General features: G+C 40.5%; 14 protein-coding genes and 1 pseudogene. 6 read left to right on the top strand and 9 right to left on the bottom strand.

The genetic code is table 11. The features are described 5' to 3' along the window. Positions 1 to 31 precede the first annotated feature (31 nt). Positions 32 to 1,558: a sulfatase-like hydrolase/transferase gene (locus R9C00_09345; protein WPO37653.1), complete on the bottom strand. Its 1,527-nt coding sequence runs from the start codon at positions 1,556 to 1,558 to the stop codon at positions 32 to 34. Positions 1,559 to 2,229: 671 nt separating this feature from the next. On the opposite strand from R9C00_09345, the gene R9C00_09340 reads away from it, so the two are divergent. The 3 genes from R9C00_09340 to R9C00_09330 all read left to right on the top strand — a co-directional run bounded on the left by R9C00_09340 (position 2,230) and on the right by R9C00_09330 (position 7,510). Continuing rightward, positions 2,230 to 4,476, top strand: coding sequence for a T9SS type A sorting domain-containing protein (locus R9C00_09340; GenBank protein ID WPO37652.1), 2,247 nt, complete (start codon positions 2,230 to 2,232; stop codon positions 4,474 to 4,476). Positions 4,477 to 4,538: 62 nt separating this feature from the next. Continuing rightward, positions 4,539 to 5,945 carry a glycosyl hydrolase family 28 protein gene (locus R9C00_09335; GenBank protein WPO37651.1) on the top strand — a complete coding sequence of 469 codons (1,407 nt, stop codon included), beginning with the start codon at positions 4,539 to 4,541 and terminating at the stop codon, positions 5,943 to 5,945. Positions 5,946 to 5,956: 11 nt separating this feature from the next. Continuing rightward, the gene (locus R9C00_09330; protein ID WPO37650.1) at positions 5,957 to 7,510 is read left to right on the top strand and encodes a sulfatase-like hydrolase/transferase; all 1,554 of its coding nucleotides are present in this window, start codon (positions 5,957 to 5,959) and stop codon (positions 7,508 to 7,510) included. A 163-nt stretch (positions 7,511 to 7,673) separates the two neighbouring features. On the opposite strand, the gene R9C00_09325 is transcribed toward R9C00_09330, so the two are convergent. Continuing rightward, positions 7,674 to 7,940, bottom strand: a complete 267-nt coding sequence (locus R9C00_09325; protein ID WPO37649.1) for a hypothetical protein — start codon at positions 7,938 to 7,940, stop codon at positions 7,674 to 7,676. A gap of 606 nt (positions 7,941 to 8,546) precedes the next feature. Here R9C00_09325 and R9C00_09320 point away from each other — a divergent pair. After that, positions 8,547 to 9,344, top strand: a complete 798-nt coding sequence (locus R9C00_09320) for a transposase (protein ID WPO37648.1) — start codon at positions 8,547 to 8,549, stop codon at positions 9,342 to 9,344. Positions 9,345 to 9,467: 123 nt separating this feature from the next. Here the strand turns inward: R9C00_09320 and R9C00_09315 are convergent, their stop codons facing one another. After that, the gene (locus R9C00_09315) at positions 9,468 to 9,812 is read right to left on the bottom strand and encodes a hypothetical protein (GenBank protein WPO37647.1); all 345 of its coding nucleotides are present in this window, start codon (positions 9,810 to 9,812) and stop codon (positions 9,468 to 9,470) included. 33 nt (positions 9,813 to 9,845) lie between these two features. After that, positions 9,846 to 11,020, bottom strand: a pseudogene (locus R9C00_09310) (IS3 family transposase). Positions 11,021 to 11,855: 835 nt separating this feature from the next. Between R9C00_09310 and R9C00_09305 the strand changes: the two are divergent. Then, positions 11,856 to 11,978, top strand: coding sequence for a hypothetical protein (locus R9C00_09305; GenBank protein WPO37646.1), 123 nt, complete (start codon positions 11,856 to 11,858; stop codon positions 11,976 to 11,978). Positions 11,979 to 12,072: 94 nt separating this feature from the next. Here R9C00_09305 and R9C00_09300 read toward each other — a convergent pair whose 3' ends face one another. The 4 genes from R9C00_09300 to R9C00_09285 all read right to left on the bottom strand — a co-directional run bounded on the left by R9C00_09300 (position 12,073) and on the right by R9C00_09285 (position 16,117). Continuing rightward, the gene (locus tag R9C00_09300) at positions 12,073 to 12,945 is read right to left on the bottom strand and encodes a pirin family protein (protein ID WPO37645.1); all 873 of its coding nucleotides are present in this window, start codon (positions 12,943 to 12,945) and stop codon (positions 12,073 to 12,075) included. A 657-nt stretch (positions 12,946 to 13,602) separates the two neighbouring features. Continuing rightward, the gene (locus tag R9C00_09295; protein ID WPO37644.1) at positions 13,603 to 14,430 is read right to left on the bottom strand and encodes an energy transducer TonB; all 828 of its coding nucleotides are present in this window, start codon (positions 14,428 to 14,430) and stop codon (positions 13,603 to 13,605) included. 369 nt (positions 14,431 to 14,799) lie between these two features. Then, complete coding sequence (locus tag R9C00_09290) at positions 14,800 to 15,186, bottom strand: hypothetical protein (protein ID WPO37643.1); 387 nt, start codon at positions 15,184 to 15,186, stop codon at positions 14,800 to 14,802. Between the two features lie 382 nt (positions 15,187 to 15,568). Continuing rightward, the gene (locus R9C00_09285) at positions 15,569 to 16,117 is read right to left on the bottom strand and encodes a DUF2911 domain-containing protein (GenBank protein ID WPO37642.1); all 549 of its coding nucleotides are present in this window, start codon (positions 16,115 to 16,117) and stop codon (positions 15,569 to 15,571) included. Positions 16,118 to 16,289: 172 nt separating this feature from the next. On the opposite strand from R9C00_09285, the gene R9C00_09280 reads away from it, so the two are divergent. Then, positions 16,290 to 17,150: an HAEPLYID family protein gene (locus tag R9C00_09280; protein WPO37641.1), complete on the top strand. Its 861-nt coding sequence runs from the start codon at positions 16,290 to 16,292 to the stop codon at positions 17,148 to 17,150. A gap of 134 nt (positions 17,151 to 17,284) precedes the next feature. On the opposite strand, the gene R9C00_09275 is transcribed toward R9C00_09280, so the two are convergent. Beyond that, the gene (locus R9C00_09275; protein WPO37640.1) at positions 17,285 to 18,496 is read right to left on the bottom strand and encodes a hypothetical protein; all 1,212 of its coding nucleotides are present in this window, start codon (positions 18,494 to 18,496) and stop codon (positions 17,285 to 17,287) included. Between the last annotated feature and the right edge of the window lie 361 nt (positions 18,497 to 18,857).

Here is an 18,857-nt window from a genome sequence, read left to right as displayed (position 1 = left end):
CCATCGCCTTTCCAAAGTCTTTAATTTCAGCTTAAATAAGCTCCTGTAAACTAGTAATATCTAATGGGTCACCCATTTCTTTTTGGACTTTCAAAAACTCTTCGAACAGCGACTTTTTTACCTCTGCATATTTTTCATCACCTGACAAATCGGTCAATTCTTCAGGGTCATTTTTGAGGTCAAAAAGCATCACTTTATTTGCCTTTGGGTACAAAATCAGCTTGAAGCCATCTTTGCGGACCATGCGCTGTAAATTTGTATAAGCACCATAAATAGATGCATAATGGCTCTCTTTTTTCTCCCCTTTAGCCAAGTCCATCAGGCTATTGAACTCCACATAAGCAGGTTTTTCCACACCAGCTAGTTCCAAGGTTGAAGCCATAATATCTTGCAGGTACACATTTGCCTCTACTTTCTGGTTTTTAGGAACATCTGGACCAATTACCATAAGTGGCGGGCGCATACTATGCTCGTACATATTTTGCTTGCCTAGCAACCCGTGGTTTCCAATAGCCAAGCCATGATCAGCAGTGAAGAAAATATAAGTATTATCGGCCTGACCACTTTTCTCTACTGCTTCCAAAATCTTATTTATCTGCTCGTCCATATGGGTGATGAGGGCAAAATACTCTTGGCGGTTCACCTTCACCGAATATTCGGTACGAGGGAATGGTGCAAGTGCTTCATCTCGCAAGTCGGGACCGCAACCAATCAGCTCCTTGTTGGGGTACTCTGGTGTGTAAGAAGCCGGCAAGGAAATGTTTTCCAAAGGATATTTGTCTATAAATTCTTTAGGGGATTGTCTAGGATCGTGCCCAGCGTTGAAGGCTAGGTACATAAAAAAAGGTTTCTCCTGCTGGGTAGCATCGTCTATAAAACCAAGCGCATCATTTTTCAACACCTCGCTCCAGTGAGTTCCACCTTCCCAAAAACCACCAAACTTCTTGTCCCAAGGCTGCCAAACCGTATCGGCTTCGTCCACTGGTCTCCAGTAGCCAACAGGCATAACTTCTTGTGCCGTGAGCAAACCTGTGTTTACCGAATCTTTGAAAACTTTCATCATCGCTGCATGATCCCACGCATCGCCTGGCATTCCTGGGCGGATATGCGTTACCGAGTCGAAACAGTTCATTGGGCTGGTGCCTACGTGCCATTTTCCTGTCATATACGTTTTGTAACCCGCTTGTTGCATCAGGTTTCCCCACATCTTACCTTCTTTAGCCCAACTCCCCATTACTTTATCAGCCTTTTGCGCTCTCCAAACACTCACGCCCGTATTGAGCATTGCCCGGCTTGCTTGGCACACTGCACCATTCCAAGCGCCCATATTATATGCATTGGTAAAAGTTGTGCCTTCGTTCACCATCTTGTCCAAGGTAGGCGTAATAATTTCCTCATTGCCCAAAGCATGAATGGTGTTGTAAGCTTGGTCATCGGCAAAAATAAAAATGATATTGGGCTTCTTCTTGACCTCTTCTTCTACCTTGTTTGAGCAGCTTGAAAAAACTCCCACACAAATGGCAAGCATTAAAAATAACTGTCTTGATTTCATATTCATTTCCTTGTTGTTTTGATTTTTTATTGTGAAAACAATACTTCTATGATTAAAAAATGGGAAATGGTATAAATATACCAATCGTCAAGTTAGCAACTTAACACATCTAAAAATCAAAAATATAGGAGTAGTAGCCAATGCAAACGTTTGACTTGCTCCCACCACAAAAAATAGCTTCATTGCATCTCGATTAAACACTAACAATGATAAAAATGATCGCCTGAACTGGCAGAGCATAGAAGATAAGAACTTCTTGAGATTCGCTTTCTCAATAAAATATGAAAAATGAAATAAAGATATTAGACTTTGTTTTAGTACCGACGAACACTCTTTTGGGAATATGCCTTTTTAGGCATATCTCCCCATTGGAGTACCCAAATAACATCCCCTTTCTCCCCTCAGAATCTCTAAAATTAGGAGTCGCAAATACCCATCAACTCGAATTGAAACAGAGTTGTGACATTAGGAAAAAAACATACCAGCTAAATAATTTTACTCAAACCCCATATTAAGGCACTGCCTTTCTTTGGTGGTTTTGATCCATCCTTTTTAATCAATGAAATATGAAAAGAATTTACAAACACTACCTTAAGTACGTGAACACAAAAAATCGTGAATTTGGACTATTTCTTTTTCCGTTATGCTTCGTTAAAAAATCATTCCGTAGCTCTGCTATGCAAGGATTTTTTGTCTCGCCTAACAAAAAAATAATCTCGCCCAAACATACGCTTTCTTATGTCCACGTACTTATTACACTATTCATCCTTTCCCTTTCGGGTTCGCTCTATGCCCAGCAGCAAATCACGGTCGATGTTTCGCCCAAAGTAAGTGCAGCCATTAATGGAGAGAAAAACCTCAACCGAAGCAAGTATTTCAACTTAGCGAGCAGCGTTGATGAAATATCTTCAAAGATCAAGACCCAAGAGCGTTTCGATTATTATTTCAAAGAATTGGAAATGACAGTGGGCAGAAAGTTCCAGATAGTGAGAGGAGAAGTGAACTGGGGCAACTCGGTAAAAGAAGACCCTACCCGAACTGGCTGGGCAGATACAACTTATCTGAAAAACAAACTCGTCCCAAATGCTAACGACGATAATGTAGCAGATTTTTTGAAGACTACATGGGCGTCCAACCAGAACTTAGCAGCGCATGAAGGGCATAATGCCTACCCTTCGTTTATGGAGCAATACACCATTACCGATGCACACGACCAAAAGTTTCCCACCAATAACGATGCGGCAGCAGAACTACTTGCCTATATTTTCAAATACAAATACACCGACTTTAAACGCCCCCCTTTCTACGAACTAATAAATGAGCCTCATTGGAAATTTTGGGGAGACCAACGCTTTATAGACCACCACCTAAAAGCAAAGGCGAAGTTTGATGAGATGGGAATAAACACGCAAATAGGTGGTCCTTGTTATTCGGTTGGCAACTTTTATAAAAAAGAATTCGGCAACCTTAACCAGATTACTGATTTTATTGACAGGACAAATTTCTCTCTCGATTTCTATTCCTTCCATACCTATGATTATATGAGATGGGAAGATGCCGAAAATGACTTTGTAGGAGGAGTTTCATCTGGTTTGCCCGAAGAAAGCGTATTTGATGCCATCGCAGCCCACACCTATAATAAATATGGAAAAGAGTTCACGTTTGTAGGTAGCGAACATGGCGGATATATTCCTGATGGTGCCAACAGAACGTATGCGCTCGATAAGTTAGCCGACCAGTATTTCCCCGGCTCGGGTTTTTTACACGAAATGGAGAAAAGAAGCATCGACAACTTCATTATGGTGAACAGTGCTATTGCCAATACCCTGATGTTCATGAACCACCCTCATATTGTCAAAAAATCTGTTCCATTTATCTTATTAGAATCTGCGGGTTGGGATCCGACCTATTACTCAAGCCTTTTGGTGAAGGAGAACTTTGACAAAAACAGCGATGTGTGGCACGAAGCAAAACTTATCCATTTCTTCAACTTTTTCGATGATGTAAAGGGACGCAGGGTAGAATCTTATACCAGCGATACGGACATCCAACATTTTACTTTTGTGGACAAAAATGTGATGACGATGCTGTTCCACAACCAGAGCAACACAGAAGGAACTATCAATGTGAATGTAGACAACGATGGAAACTCTATCAGTAAAATAAAAATAAGGAGACTGGGCAGAGGAGAAGATTTCCGTCCAAATCTGGCGGAAGGTGAAATCAGTACCCTTCAAAATATTAACATAGGCGCACAAGAATCAATTGTTGTTTTCGTGACCTACGATGCCGATATAGAAGAGGAAACCGAGGTAAATGAAATCCCCTATTACAGTTCAGAAACGGGAGTAAAATTCAACGGCTCAAAATCTTTCACAGTTCAGGTTCCTGAATATCAAAAAGCAAAATATGCTATATTGAGAGTAGGAGTTAGCCGAGATAAGGCAAATGGAAAAGAAATAGAGATCAGCCTTAACGGCACAAAACTGGCATCTCCTGTAGAAGATTGCGCCGAACGCATCACTAACGATGATTATGCTACCACCCGAATCATAAAGGTAGATGGAAAATTACTCAAAGAGCTGAACACCGTAGAGGTGAAGTTCCCCGATGGAAAGTCGGGAGGAGTAGGTGCTGTAGTGATTAGAGCCGGAATTGACGACGACATAGTAGCCGGACTTCCTGCGGAGTTGGTAGAAAACTTGAAAATCTACCCGAACCCTGCCAAAGACTTTGTAAATATCCAATCTGAATTTGAGGAAAATTTGGAACTGATAAGCATAGAAGGAAAGATATTAAAAGAAATGCCTTTAAACTTTGGGGCAACCAGAGTTCCACTAGACGGATTAGGACAAGGTCTGTATATTCTACGCCTTTCCAATGCCAATAGGTATCAGGCTTTTAAACTGAAAGTGACAAAATAGATTGATAGAGGCTTGGGCATAGAAAGCCCAAGCCATTTTTTTTATTTCCAACTCTTCACACCATGAAAACTCATAGAAATACCCTACTAACTGCTTTACTTTTTTTGCTCATTTCCCCCCAGCTTTTATCTGCCAAGGATTTTAATGTGCTCGATTTTGGAGCGAAAGGCGATGGAACTACCAAAGACACCAGAGCTGTACAAGCTGCCATAGATGCTTGTACCCAAAACGGTGGAGGAACGGTCATCATCCCCTCGGGAAAAACAGTGGTGATCGGCACTATTTACTTGAAAGATTATGTAACGCTTCATGTGGAAAACGGAGGCATTCTTTTGGGCAGTCCCGATATAGCCGACTACCCCGATGACACCCACAAAAACATGTACAAAAAAGAGCCTCACATGAACAAATGCCTCATTTTTGCCAAGAATGTGAAGTCATTCGCCATAGAAGGGTACGGTACGATTGATGGCAACGGACACCCCAAGTTTTTTACCAACAAAAAAGGAGGCCGCCCCATGCTTATGCGCTTCCTAAACTGCGATGACATTCATATGCGGGACATCACCATAATTAACCCTGCTGCTTGGGTTTCGGCTTGGCTCTATTGTAACGAGATAGTGGTGGATGGCATCCGCATCAAAAGCCGGGTAAATGGCAATGGCGATGGGCTGGACTTCGACGGCTGCACCAATGTTCGAGTTTCCAACAGCTCTTTCGATACCAGCGACGATTCTATTTGCCTCCAAGCTTCTCGCCAAGACAAGCCTTGTAAAAATGTAGTGATTACCAATTGCAATTTCACCAGCAAATGGGCAGGAATGCGAATCGGCTTGCTTTCAAGAGGAGATTTTGAATCTGTAACCGTAACCAATTGCACCTTTAACGATATCCAAGATTCTGGCCTTAAAATCCAACTCAACGAAGGTGGGGAGATGAAAAATATGGTTTTCTCAAACCTGGTGATGAAAAATGTGCCCCGCCCTATTTTCATGACCTTTTGCCAACAAAAAGCCTGTGTGGATGCTCCCGAGGAAATGTACCCAATGAAAGCCATGCATCATTTTACCTTTAGCAACATCATAGCCGACAACAACGAACTTGATAAAAACTCTGCAATTTTCATAACTGGCATGCCCGGTCATTCTATTGAAAACATCATTTTGAAAGATATCCAGTTTAGCGTGAAAGGTGGTGGAACGAAAGAAGAGGCTAAAAAAGAGATCAAAGAGTACACCTTGGAAACACTGGACGGATGGTGGCCTGAATTCCACCTGGTAGGCACCTTGCCTGCCTATGGCATTTATTTGCGCCATGCAAAAGGAGTGCGAATAGAAAACATCCACTTGAATACGCTTTCGGACGATGGCCGCCCTGCTATCCTTTTTGACGATGTTCAGGATGAAAGTATCCAAAGTGCATTTTCAAATGGAGTGGAACTTAACAAAGAATTGATTATCAAAAAATAGCAAATACTCACATGAAATTTACCTTGAAACTTTTAATCCTTTGGCTGACTTTTTCTGGCACAACGACTTTGGTTTTTTCACAGAAAAGAAGCAAAAAAAAGAAACCTAATGTGCTGCTTATCTTCACGGATGACCACCGCTTTACCGGTATCCATGCCCTTGGTGGAATGCCCGTAAAAACACCAAACATAGATAAACTAGCGGAAAATGGAACCAGCTTTACCTCTGCCTACCTCATGGGCGCTTTCACTGGGGCAACATGCGTAGCCAGCAGGGCCATGCTCCATACGGGAAGGGATGTATTCCAGCTTGATAAAATAGGACGAAGCCTTCCTACAGATCATACTACTATAGGCGAAGCGTTTCAAGAAGCCGGCTACCACTCACATGCAATTGGTAAATGGCACCAAGACAGGGCTTCTTTGGCAAGATCTTTCAACTCTGGTGACAAAATGATGGGACTGAGTCGCTACTTGGTCGATCACTTTAGGATGCCTCTCTGGGACTGGGATGCAGAAAACTTATTCCCCGCTGACAGCGCCTATTTGCTAACTTACAACAAAGAGGGAAAGGTATCGAGACGGTTGATGAACAAAGGTGATAAAAGAGGACCGATAGGAACGGAGAAAAATGGACCGCACACATCTGAAATATTTGCCGAAGCCGCCTCTGATTTCATTACAAACTACGAAGAGAAAAATCCATTTTTCATGTACTTAGCCTTTCATGCCCCGCACGACCCTAGGCAAGCACCTCAAAAGTACTTGGACATGTACCCGCCTTCGGAAATCGAACTTACGCCTTCTTATGCAGCCCAACATGCCTTTGATAATGGGCATATGTTTCTTCGCGACGAGCAACTCGCCCCTTGGCCACGTACAAAAGACATCGCTAAAAAAGAATTGGCTTCCTATTACGCAATCATCACCCACCTAGATGAGCAAATAGGCAAAGTGATTGCAGCACTCAAAGCCAGCGGACAATATGAAAATACCATCATCGTGCTGGCAGGTGACAGCGGCCTTGCCGTAGGCAACCATGGTTTGCTAGGCAAGCAAAGCGTGTACGATGAAGATGGCATCCATGTCCCCTTCATCATTTCTGGTGGTGCGATAAAAGACAAGGGCAGAAAAATTGATGCATTTTGCTACATCCACGATATTTTCCCCACAGTTTGTGACCTAGCAAAAGTGCCTAAACCCGCTTCGGTTACTGGCAAAAGCATGCTTCCTGTTATTAGTGGGGAAAAGGATGAGGTAAGGGACTACACCTACCATGCCTATCGCCAATTTCAGCGGGCTTACCGCAAAGGGGACTACAAACTGATAGAATATGTGAGAGCTGATGATGAAACCAAACAGCTAGGAAAGTTTGTGGCTGGCTCCAGAGTCACCCAGCTTTTCCATATCAAAAATGACCCTTGGGAAACGACGAACCTAGCTATTTTCCCCGAATACAAAGGGCTGCTCCAAACCATGCAAAAGGAAATGAAAGAAACTGCTGCAAGCTTGAATGATAAGCAAGAAAGCGTAGGCGAAAAATTCGATTTTTGGGATTATTATTAGAACCCGCTTTTTTGGAAGAATGAGTCTCCAGCGCCGACGTTACTTGAAACGATGTCGGCGTTTTTTTAGGGGGGGCTCTTGATACTTTCTTGAGAACATCCTGCTTTTTTTGGACGAAATAGGCGTACCGACCAGTAAAAGAAGTTTTTATCAGTATATTTCTTTAAGCTCCCATACCGATCCAAACTATAAAAGTTACAATAAAAAAAAGTAGAGCAAAATTAATCCTTCTTTGTCTTTTAATAAAATCATCTCTCATCCTCTCTTTTTCAGTAAGAAATACAGGGGCAAATGGAAAAAATCTATTTATTATTTTTTTTACTACATCATCGGCATATTCTTCTCTTGCCTTCTCCAATTTATATTTCTGTATTAAAACATCAGCAAATGACACAACTGATAATACTATGTAAAAATCAAAATCTTTCATTTTGAACAAGGTTTTATATACATTAATTCTTTTAATGTATAACCTTCTACTAACCCTTTTTCATTTAAACATTTAGCCCGAACTTCCACTATTGAAGAATCCTTATCAATGTATTCCAAAACTTCTACTAAGTCTGTTTTAGATATTAGTTTAGGTCTAAAGCTGATAATATGATTTTTTGTTTTATCATACTCTGAGTAAAACAATGCTAACTCTTCTATCTCAGTAGAATCTTGAACTAAATAGGCATGATTACATGATTTTATATAGAAATGGTACATATATCCCGTCCCAATACTACTTCTTTTATTTCTTCTTCTACAAGAAAAAAATTGACTGCTCCATATATGAATATGGCTACCAGAAAATAAATTGTATATTGTACAAAAAGTGCTTTCAGATTACTACTTAGCATTGAATTTATTTTTGTTATACTCTTTTCCTTTTAATGCGAATCAAGGGTAGAAATATTTCCTGATATAAAGAAAAGCCATAAAGGGTTTATTTTAGGGTGTGAAACTTAAAATAATCAACCTTTATAGCTTTCTGGATAACTGCTATAATAACATATTGTGCCATCATTGCCAAAGATTCAGCAACAATACAGTGGTAAAGTTTACTGATGTTGAACTATTGACGTGTTATTTCTTTGCTCTGCTGGAAGAAGAGAAAACCCAGGTTTCTAAAATATATGGATACATCACTAAATATTGGAAAAGCTGGTTTCCTGACCTCCCTAGCTACCAAGCATTTAATAACCGTTTAAACCGATTGTCCGACGTTTTGCCATTGTTGATAGAGGTATTGCTCTGCTATAATGCTGATTTACATATAAATGACGGGAATGACTATTCTATAGATTCGTTTCCCATTATACTCTGTAAAGGAAATCGGTATGGAAAAGTAGCCAGAAATATCTCTACAAAAACGTATTCCAAGACCAAAGGGGTTTACTATTATGGCGTCAAGATGCACTGCTTGGTCCAAAACCGCCCCAACTCCTTGCCCATACCGAAATGGGTAGGTGTCACTGCCGCTACGGCACATGATATCACCGTTTTTAAAGAGCTGCTCCCATCAATGACAGCGGTAAATGTATTTGGGGACAAGGCATACCTCAGCAAGGAAGTGGCAGGGTTATGTGAGGAAAGAAATATCCGGCTTTTATGTCCTCCAAAGAGAAAAAAGGGCGAAACGGAATGGGAAAGGCGATATAATGAGGCCTTTATATCATTTTGGGGCAAAGCTGTATCAAGAACTAGGCAGGCTGTAGAAGTCTTCTTTAGTTGGTTGATTGAAAAAGTCGACATTCAAAATGCATCAAAAGTAAGGCCAGAAAAAGGGCTGATGGTTCACGCTTTTGGAAAATTTGCTTCAGCCCTTTTTATTTTAATGGGATTTTAACCCTTGATTCGCATTTTTAATATAATTTTCTTTACCCCCCACTATTCGACACGTCCGCTCCGACTATAGCTGCGTTGGCATTATCGCAGTACTAAGAGCGGAATTAGTCCTGACTAATGGGGTTTAATGATAATTCTTGCTTAATCTCATTACAAGCTTTAAATATTCTGTAAATTTATATGGGACTTTTTCTATTAAACCCTCCTCCGTCTCAATATATACATGTACTTCAGGATCATCAATCTCAAAATCAGTTATAGCACAAAAAGAATAACCCTGATTAAACAAAAAAGGAAAAAAATTATTAGGCAACAAATAACCATACCGTTTCAATATTTTTCTCGCTTCTACATTAACCCAAGCCAACGAATTGAATCCATTATCTGCCCCAGTAAAAATCTTTTGTAATTTTTTCCCCAGCAATTGATAGAAGGTTTTTACCTCCTCAGGCAAGGCATGTCCAATCATTCTGGACTACCTACTAAAAATGGTACAAATTTATTAAGCCACTTTATCAAATTGTTTAATTCTCAATTGTAATTCTTTTTCAGCAGGAGTCAGGTAACCTAAGCTGGAATGAAGCCTTTCATTGTTGTACCAGTTGATATATTCATCAATGACGCCAAAGGCGTGTCCACAATCTATAAATCGATACCTGTTGACACATTCATATTTTAGTGTCTTAAAGAAAGACTCTGCGACGGCATTGTCCCAACAATTACCTTTTCGGCTCATGCTTTGGTTCATATTCCCTTTAAAAGAGGATGAAAACAGCTTTGAGGCATATTGGATCCCCCTGTCGGAATGGAAGATATGGCCTTCTGTTATCTCCCTTTTTTCCCTAGCTTTTATCCAAGCTTCATAAACGGTGTTCTCGGTTGTCATGTCGTCACTGAGCACCCAGGCAATGATTTTCCTGTCCGCCAAATCCATTACCGTTGTCACATAATGCCACTTGTTGCCGACCATGATGTAGGTAATATCAGAGACCCACTTTTGGCCGAGCACTTGGCTTTCAAAGTCCCTGTTTAGCCTGTTCTCGGCAACAGGGAACTTATGGTTTGAATCTGTAGTGGCCACTTTATACTTTCTGCACATCACAGCTTTCAGCCCTAGTTGCCTCATCAGCAATGCTATATAAGACCTGGAATAAACCAGTTTTTCTCGTTCCAGGGCTTTGCAGACCCTTGTGGCGCCATAAGTCCCTTTGCTCTTGTCAAAGATGATCTTGATACGCATCTTAAGATAATCGGTCGAGGGGCTCGGGCTCTTTGTGGCTTTTGGTCTCAGCCAATTATAATAGCCATTGGTGCTCACCCGCATCAGCTTGCACATCTTATCAACAGGATATTCCCCCTTGTGTTCAAGTATAAAACCATACCTTACCTGTCGCTCTTGGAGAAGCTTATGCCCGGCAGGCGTCCCTGTTTTTTTAAGATATCACGTTCCATTTCAGCGTCTTTGAGCCGCTTTTTGAGTGACTTCAATTCCTTTTCCAAAGCTAGTGTGGCCTCGTCTTTAAAAACACCCGTTTCTGATTTAAACTCCCTCACCCACCTTCTTATAGTACCGTCCGCTATTTTATACTCTTTACTCAACTCGGCCGTGCTTTTGCCGCTTTTGACCAATTCTATCAAGGTTTCTTTGAACTCTTTGTCGTATTGTTTTCTTGCCATAATCCCTAAGTTTACGGACTTATAAATTTATACCAACAAAACTAGATAGTTCATTCTCTCTATCTCTAAAATCTCTTCATCAGAACATCCAATAAATCCTTGTTTAATATCTAATTCATGAAATAGTCTGTTTAATTCATTATCATCAAACATATTCTTTCTTTTGATTTAATAATACTCCAGAAGCTTACCACCAACTTTTTATTAATCCCGAAGGGATGTAATATTTATAGAATTGTGTATGCCCGTTTAGTTGTAGCCCCGAAGGGGTGGTATAAAAAAATAGGCAAGACAATCTGTTTGTTTTATTTGAGAACTTACTATTTTTTTTAGAATTGGCTGTTTAAAACCAACAAATTAATGTCACCCCTTCGGGGCTTGTACCGCTCAACTAACTTTTTCTATAAATATGCCAGCCCTTCGGGCTTTCGTCGTTTGTGGTATTCAAGCGGATTACCTTAATTTTTACTAATTATCGGAAAATTCTTGAGAGTTGCATATCTTCCAAGGCACTCAAAGTGACCTGAACGAGAAGTCTCCTAACATTTTATTCCCACTTTTCTTTTTGCTTTTGGCAAAAGCGGCTATACTTTTGTTTGTAAGTGTTTGTTTGAATGAAGTTGTCTGAAGTAAGAATTTCAACGCGAGAATGAGCCACCGTGGCAGCGGATGATTTTGTTCTAAGCGATTCAATTTTGACGAGAATAATGGTGATTATTTAAAGAAAAATTGAAGAAGTATAGGGCAAAATCAGCCATTCGTAGCTGAAAGGCTTTACTTTAGACAACTTCAATGTTAAACATGTTCTAGAAAGAAGTCACCAATCATACAAACCATGAAAAAAACGATCGCCCTACTTATTCTCGCTCTTTCCCTTTTTGCTTTGGACGGCTGCAAGCCCCAGAAAAAAACCATTAAAAAAGGAAAGCCTATCCCCTGCCCTATCAAAGATTGCTAGGATAAAACAAGGGTATCCATTTGCCGGAAAGAGAGGGGGTTTGAGGTGTTATTCTTATCGAACTTCCCTCGTCTTTGCCAGCTACTTAGAGTTATCAATCCTCTTCTATCAGAATGCCCATTTTTCCCATCTGGTAGTCGCGGATGGCTTCGAGTATCTCCGTTTCCGAGTTCATCACGTACGGTCCTTGCTGCACGATTTTCTCTCCAATCGGTTTTCCGCTCAGCAGTAAAAACTGGCTACCTACCGAAGTGGAAATAGTCATTTCTGAGCCTTCTCCACCAAACACCACCAAGCTTTGCTTATCGACTAAGCCATATCCTTTTAGCTTGGCACTTCCTTTTATCAGGTACAAACAGGAAGAAAACCCTTGGGGGATGGAATAAGTCACCTGCCCAGCTTCTTCGGCAACTCCCCACATCACCAATAGCTCCGATTGCATCCGTATTTTGCCTTGTTCTCCCCCATACTTTCCAGCGACCAGCTTGCTTTTTACCTTTCCGTCTGCGGAAGAAAGCATAGGCATTTCGGTTTCTGAGAGGTGCTGATAATCGGGTTGGTTCATTTTCCTGCTCGCTGGGCTATTGATCCACAGCTGGATAATTTCTTGCCTTCCCCTCGTTTCCACCAACTTTTCAGAAGGTCGCTCGCTATGGACGATTCCTCTGCCTGCATGCATCCACTGCACATCGCCTGTTTTTGCCACTTGGCTATTCCCCCTGCTGTCCCTATGGTGCACCTCCCCTTCTACCACAAACGTGACGGGATAAAAGCCTCTGTGCGGATGCGGACCTACGCCTTGCGAGCGGGCCGGCCTGCCGTACAAAGGCTTCACCGCTGCATGGTGAAGCAGCAAAAAAGGGTCGACTTGTTGGACTTTTTGCGTTGGAATTGCTTGCCTTACGGGAAACCCGTCCATATTGACCAGTGCCGCGGGGAGAAGATGTGTTACTTTTTTTAAGCTCATTGTTCAATCCTTATCATTTATTCTACCAAAGAACCAAGAAGCTTACAAAAAAGTTGGGCAACACCTTTCTTTTTCACATCAACAAACCTTTACAAAACACTGTGCAATAAGTCAAAAAATAAAACTGGAACATATGTACAAGGATGTGCAACATTGGTAAAAGCAAGAAGAGGGTATTTGGGAGTACTTTGGGGAAAGTAAAATATAGCTCAAACTTAAACTCCTAAAATCAATGAAATCTTCAAGCTCTATCAAGGTCAAATCAACGAATGCACCCGTAGGTTCTAGGCCTCCGAAATCTGCCGACGAACTTAAAAAGGTAAGGAAGCCCAATCATCGTGGGCAGATCTTCATCTTTTAAGATCAAATCTATAGTAACTAACTTCTATGCCATAGAAAAAATACTGGTCGAACCTCTTTTACGTACTGAAAGTTTCAGGTTGCTAGTTACCCGTTGCTGGTTTTTCAAAAGAGAAAAAATGATCAAGTTAAAAAGCTAATGGTAGTTAGTTTGCCAAATTTCAACGCACCATCCCTTCAACATCCAATACATATCCATTATATTTGAACAGCAAAAACCCCGATCAACCTGACCGGGGTTTTGAAAGAAGCTATTTAGAAATGTATCTTTAAAGTTCTTATATGCTTCTAAGAGTTTCAGCGTTGTGCCAATCTGAAGTGGATGGGTATCACCATCCGCTGGCGAACAGGTCGGCCGCGCTGTTTCCCTGGGCTCCAGGGCTTGGCCTGCTTTATCACCTTTAGGGCTTCTTCATCGCATCCAGCTCCTATTCCTCTGAGTACATTTACATTGGTAAACGTACCGTCTTTCTCCACTATGAATTGAATGTAGACTTTCCCTTGGACATCGGTCCGCTTAGCTTGGGCAGGGTATTTTAAGTTATTGGCAACCCACTTTAAGAAGGCTTGCATCCCTTCTTTTGGTGCAGCGCTTACTTCTGCATAGTCGACAAATTCAGGCGCTTTTTCAACAGGCAGATCTTCATCATCTGTTTCTGCCCCCACATCCTCTATTATGTCGTCTTCGTCAGGTTCGTCGCCAAAGTCGATCTCCTCCTCCAAAATTTCCTCTTCTATTTCTGCCTCAACCACTACAGGTTGCTTCATTACTGGAGGCTTCGGTTTTGGAGGTTCGACTTGTGGAATCTCAATCATCGAATCTAGATCTACTTGCAACGTTCCCAGTGTAACGAGTACGCGATCTCCGTAGCTGGGGTATTCGAACGCTGCCAGTACCATGGCAATACTTACTATCAATCCTACATTCCTGAGCGTTCCCCGGTAATTATCGAGGCTGGCAACAGGCAACTTTTTGCTACGAGAGGATGGCGAAATACCCTCTCTTATGGCTTTCTCTGTTCCTTTATTTATGCTGTAGCGCATCAACCAAATTACTGATACTACGAATCCGGCAAATAGTAATGCCAGCCCTCCCGGGCCCATCATTTGAAAAAAACTATCCATAAGTAAGTGAGATTAAGTTAGAAAATAGGGTTCCATGCCGCGGCCAACAGCGTGGATTCCCATCCGATAGCCACCAAGCCTGCGCAAACTTGATGTTCCTAATTCTGGGTCCAGGTCATCCTGAATTCTTTGGAGTACTCAATGGTATAATGTTGTACCTCTAAAAAGATACACGTTCTTCGAAAAAAAAATAAAAATGTTTTTTTGACTTGAATAAAAAAGGAGGTGATTATCTGAAATAGCAGACCTAAGCTAGGTAACCCATGAAAGGAAAAATCAAATAATAATACTCCCTTGGTAGTATAAAAAAGCCCTCTCTCTTTATAAAGAGAGAGGGCTAAAGCAAGTTTTACACTATAATCAAATAATTTATGAGCCGATAGAAACCTTTTCAAATATTTCCCTTTCAGAGCTTACTGCTTTCAATTTATAATTGGTAAGCAATGCCATGGTTTTTGCCGCTACTCTAAACATGGTTTTAGCTGTAACTATCCAAATATCTCCAGTTTTTTCCTTAGATTCTTTCAACATACTCTGCCAGCCTTTCCTCGCCTCTGATTCATACCCCGTCATTCGCTCACAATTCCATATAATTTCCGCCTTCTCTCCTTCTTCCAATTGTGTATCCATTAATACTTCCCACCTTGAAATAGCTTCGAGGGCTATATCTTCCTTGAGACTTCCTATAAATTCAAATTTTAAGAACAACTTGCCACTAGTTCTTTCGCTGCTAACTTTTACTTCATTCATTCTCATATTAGGCTGATTTACAATTTCATCCAACTTTTTTGAAGTGCTTTAAAAAAACAAGACAACCCATATAATATTGTGAAATATCATAACGAATATGCGATATCCCAACCATCGACTTAGTTAAATACAACTAATTCTAAGAATAGTTGAAAGTTGACAAAAAACTCACTCACCTTCTTGTTTACCAATTCATTCGGATACTCATCAAACTGAGACAGCTTCAATATGCTTTCCCGCACACAACTACTTCGCACAAGAAGGGGAAGCCCTGATGGTTCAATGGTCTTTACAAAAATGTAAGAATGAATAAAGACAAACACCCCCTAACAAAAGGTTTTACCAATTACTAGGGGGTGTTTTCATAAAATCTCCTCTCGCCATTAGCTTAATTGATAGGCAAAGCAATTTTAGTTTGGTCCCAAGCCAAGGTCATGGCCATTGAGCTAGTTTCCTCAAATGCGATGGTAAATTGTTCTTGAACAGATGGAAGCTTTTGCACAGGAACCTCTACCTCTAAGACGTCGAATTCGGGCTCGCGAGCAGCTTTGCTGTTAAAATCAACCCCCCATCCGTAGCTCTTGCTATTAAAAATCACTTTCCAACTAGTCTCACCTGGAATGGTCCACATGGTATATTCACCTTTTGGCAATGGCTTTCCCGCAATCGTAATATCTTGATCGGTAGAAAAAGTAGTTGCCTCATTTGCCCCTGTTCTCCATACTTCTCCATAAGGAACCAGTGCACCAAAAATTTCCCTTTCCTTTTTAAACGGGCGACAATAGAAAACAGAAACATTGGCTCCACCAATGTTATGAACCAGGGTCTGTTCTGGGCTAGCCTTTTTGGTTTGCGATTGCATGAACTTGAATAAAGCAAATAAGATAACTAATATGCTTACGGAAACAATTAGAAACCATTTGATAATTTTCATCATTTAGAGATTTAAGTTGAGAAATGTTTTGCGTGTAGGTATTCATTATATCTGCAAAAAAGCTGTCTTTGTTTAGATATTTTTTCATTATTTTTGGTTGCACGCCTCTTTAGGGATACCCTCCAGCTCTTACATTCTTCAAAATAGACATAAGATATTTCCCAATCAAATTCACATGGACCACTTTACCAAACCGTTTTTATTCATTTGCTGTTTCTTCCTTGCCTATAAGGCTTTAGCACAGGAAAGAAGTGAAAATTCACACAAGGATAGCCTATATATAATAGAAGTAGAAGATCCTGATCCGCCAAAAATACTACATGCAGAGCCTCTTTATATTGACCTTATAAGAGACCTCGGCGCCAGAAAGGGGGAAAGGGAATGGAACATAGGCCTCGGGCTAACTGATAATTTTGACTTTGATAGTTATGAAGCATTGGTGGAATATGAGTTTGCTCCCATCAACAGGCTAGGGTTTGAAATAGAAGTCCCTTTACTTTTCTATTCAGCACAGCAGGGCGTTGCCAAAGACTCTATCCCACCAGATAAAATCCAGAGCCTAAAACTTGCAACACAATGGTCTTTCTTTGTCTCAGAAAAAATAAATACATCAATGGCCTTGGGTTACATTCATGAGTTTGAACTTTCTCCATTTAACACATGGGGAAACCCTTTAGTAAAAGGGCATGTATTCAACCCGTTTTATATTGCAGCGAAACGCTGGGGACAACACTTCCACACACTTATTTATACCGGTCCTATTATAGAAAAAGACCTCCAAACCTCCGGTTTCCAGATGGTCTACGAAATCAATACCAACGTGCACTATATGATCCCTGGCACTCGGAACTTTATGGGCATAGAATTTAACAAATCATTTGACGATCATGATTTTGACATGACCATCCGCCCTCAGATGAGGCTAGAGATAACCGACCAGACCATGATAGGTATTGTGACAGGCATTCCGGCAAGTAGAGAAAACGAAAGGTTCAGCATGTTCCTCAGGCTTATTTGGGAGCCTCAAACTCATTGATATCAGAATTAATTTCAGCTCTATAAACTTCGTTGTGTGGAGTATCTTTTTCACATAAATGAAATATTTGTAGATACTTATCATTATTCCAACACTCAATATTTCCTACTATTTCTATAAAGGCAAAAGGAGCTTTAATTTCCTTGCCGTGTATTTTTAGCTTGTTTTATTTCCCTTCTTCTAATGATAATTTCTTGCCTCAAATTCTCTAAATCTTCAGGGGTCACATAATCTCGATCTCTAGTATGTATTGAACCTCCAGTAACAAAAGCGAGCTTGAGATAATGAGAGCGGATGTACGCAATATCGTCCATGAAAACCCTAGCAAGTACAATATGGACGGGTTTGGAAACTTGTTCAGCCAACTTGATATCCCTAACGGCACTTTTATTATCGGCAATCAACACCAATGCCTGTGCTTGGGGAAAGCTATCGATGGCAAAGAGCAAGGCTTCAATATCGTTTTCAGGAAGGTCTTCTCCAGATCCTTGATCCATCACATATTTCATAAGGTCGACCACATGCCTAAAAGAATCCGATTGAATGGCATAAATACCACCAGTTTCTCCTATTACCTTTTCATTATTTTTCTTGTTATCTCCGTCATTAAAGAATACAAAATTTGAAATATTGCTGTCTTCTAGCCTAGAAATATGCCACCTGAGCACTTGGGTAGTATAAGGATACATACTTGCAGTCCAATCACTTACGATGGTTACATTTTTCCAGTTTCGCACATTTCTATCTAATACATCAAATGCTAGCGTGTCCTTGCCCATGGAGAGAAACCGCCTATCTTCGGGCGGCAAAGAAAGAAATGCTTCTTTTACTTCGGTTATATTTTTCTGGTAATCAGCCTCAATAACTTGCTCATCAGTGTTTACTGAAAAAGCAAAACCGTGAAATAACCGCTCTGCCTCAGGCTTACTTCTGCAATCTAACTGCCGAATCAGTTGCCACCTGATATCTTTTTGCTCAAGTATCCCAGGCAACATCCTGCCCAAAGTCGCAATTCTCCTAATATTCAATTCCCGAAAAGATTGATCAACTGGAAAGTCGGAAAATACTAGATCGACGTGCTTGATTTGATTGATATCAAAGGTATCTAACAAGGCTTGGTCTACAGAATTAAACATCCCGTATGACATATTAATAGAAACTTGATTCTCTTTTAAATGGTACACACCAGTAGTCAACTCAATTGCTTTCTCATACAATTCTTCTGCTTTTTGTCGCTGCGCATTTACTTGGGGCACATCCCAAACAAATACAACTAGCAACCCAATAGCTAACCAGTTTTTTAGTGTGGATATTAAATGTATTGTCCAATCAAGCATGATCTTCATTTTCCTTTTGCCTGTAAAGCAATGAGTCTTCTTAAGTTACGCAAAATCCCCAAAAAAATTGGTCGACTATACATATTGAGGACATAGTATATTTGTAACATTATGACTATTGCCTAATTTCTTGTTAGTTATATAAACGTCTGAAATAGCTACTAGGTACAAAAATTCAATAAAGTTGGTGTGTCTATGTATATAAAACTACTATTTTTCCTTGTTAATTACATTTACTTATACTTATCGACCCAAGGCTTCACAAGCTCTTTCCCAACATTTTAAGGCGTTATTAAACTACATTAACACAACATTGCAACTAAGGAGCTGACTATTTGCGTATATACAGTATAAAACTTACAAGATCATA

Source organism: Flammeovirgaceae bacterium SG7u.111 (genome assembly GCA_034044135.1).
Lineage (GTDB): Bacteria > Bacteroidota > Bacteroidia > Cytophagales > Flammeovirgaceae.
This window is presented reverse-complemented; position numbering and strand designations above follow the sequence as displayed.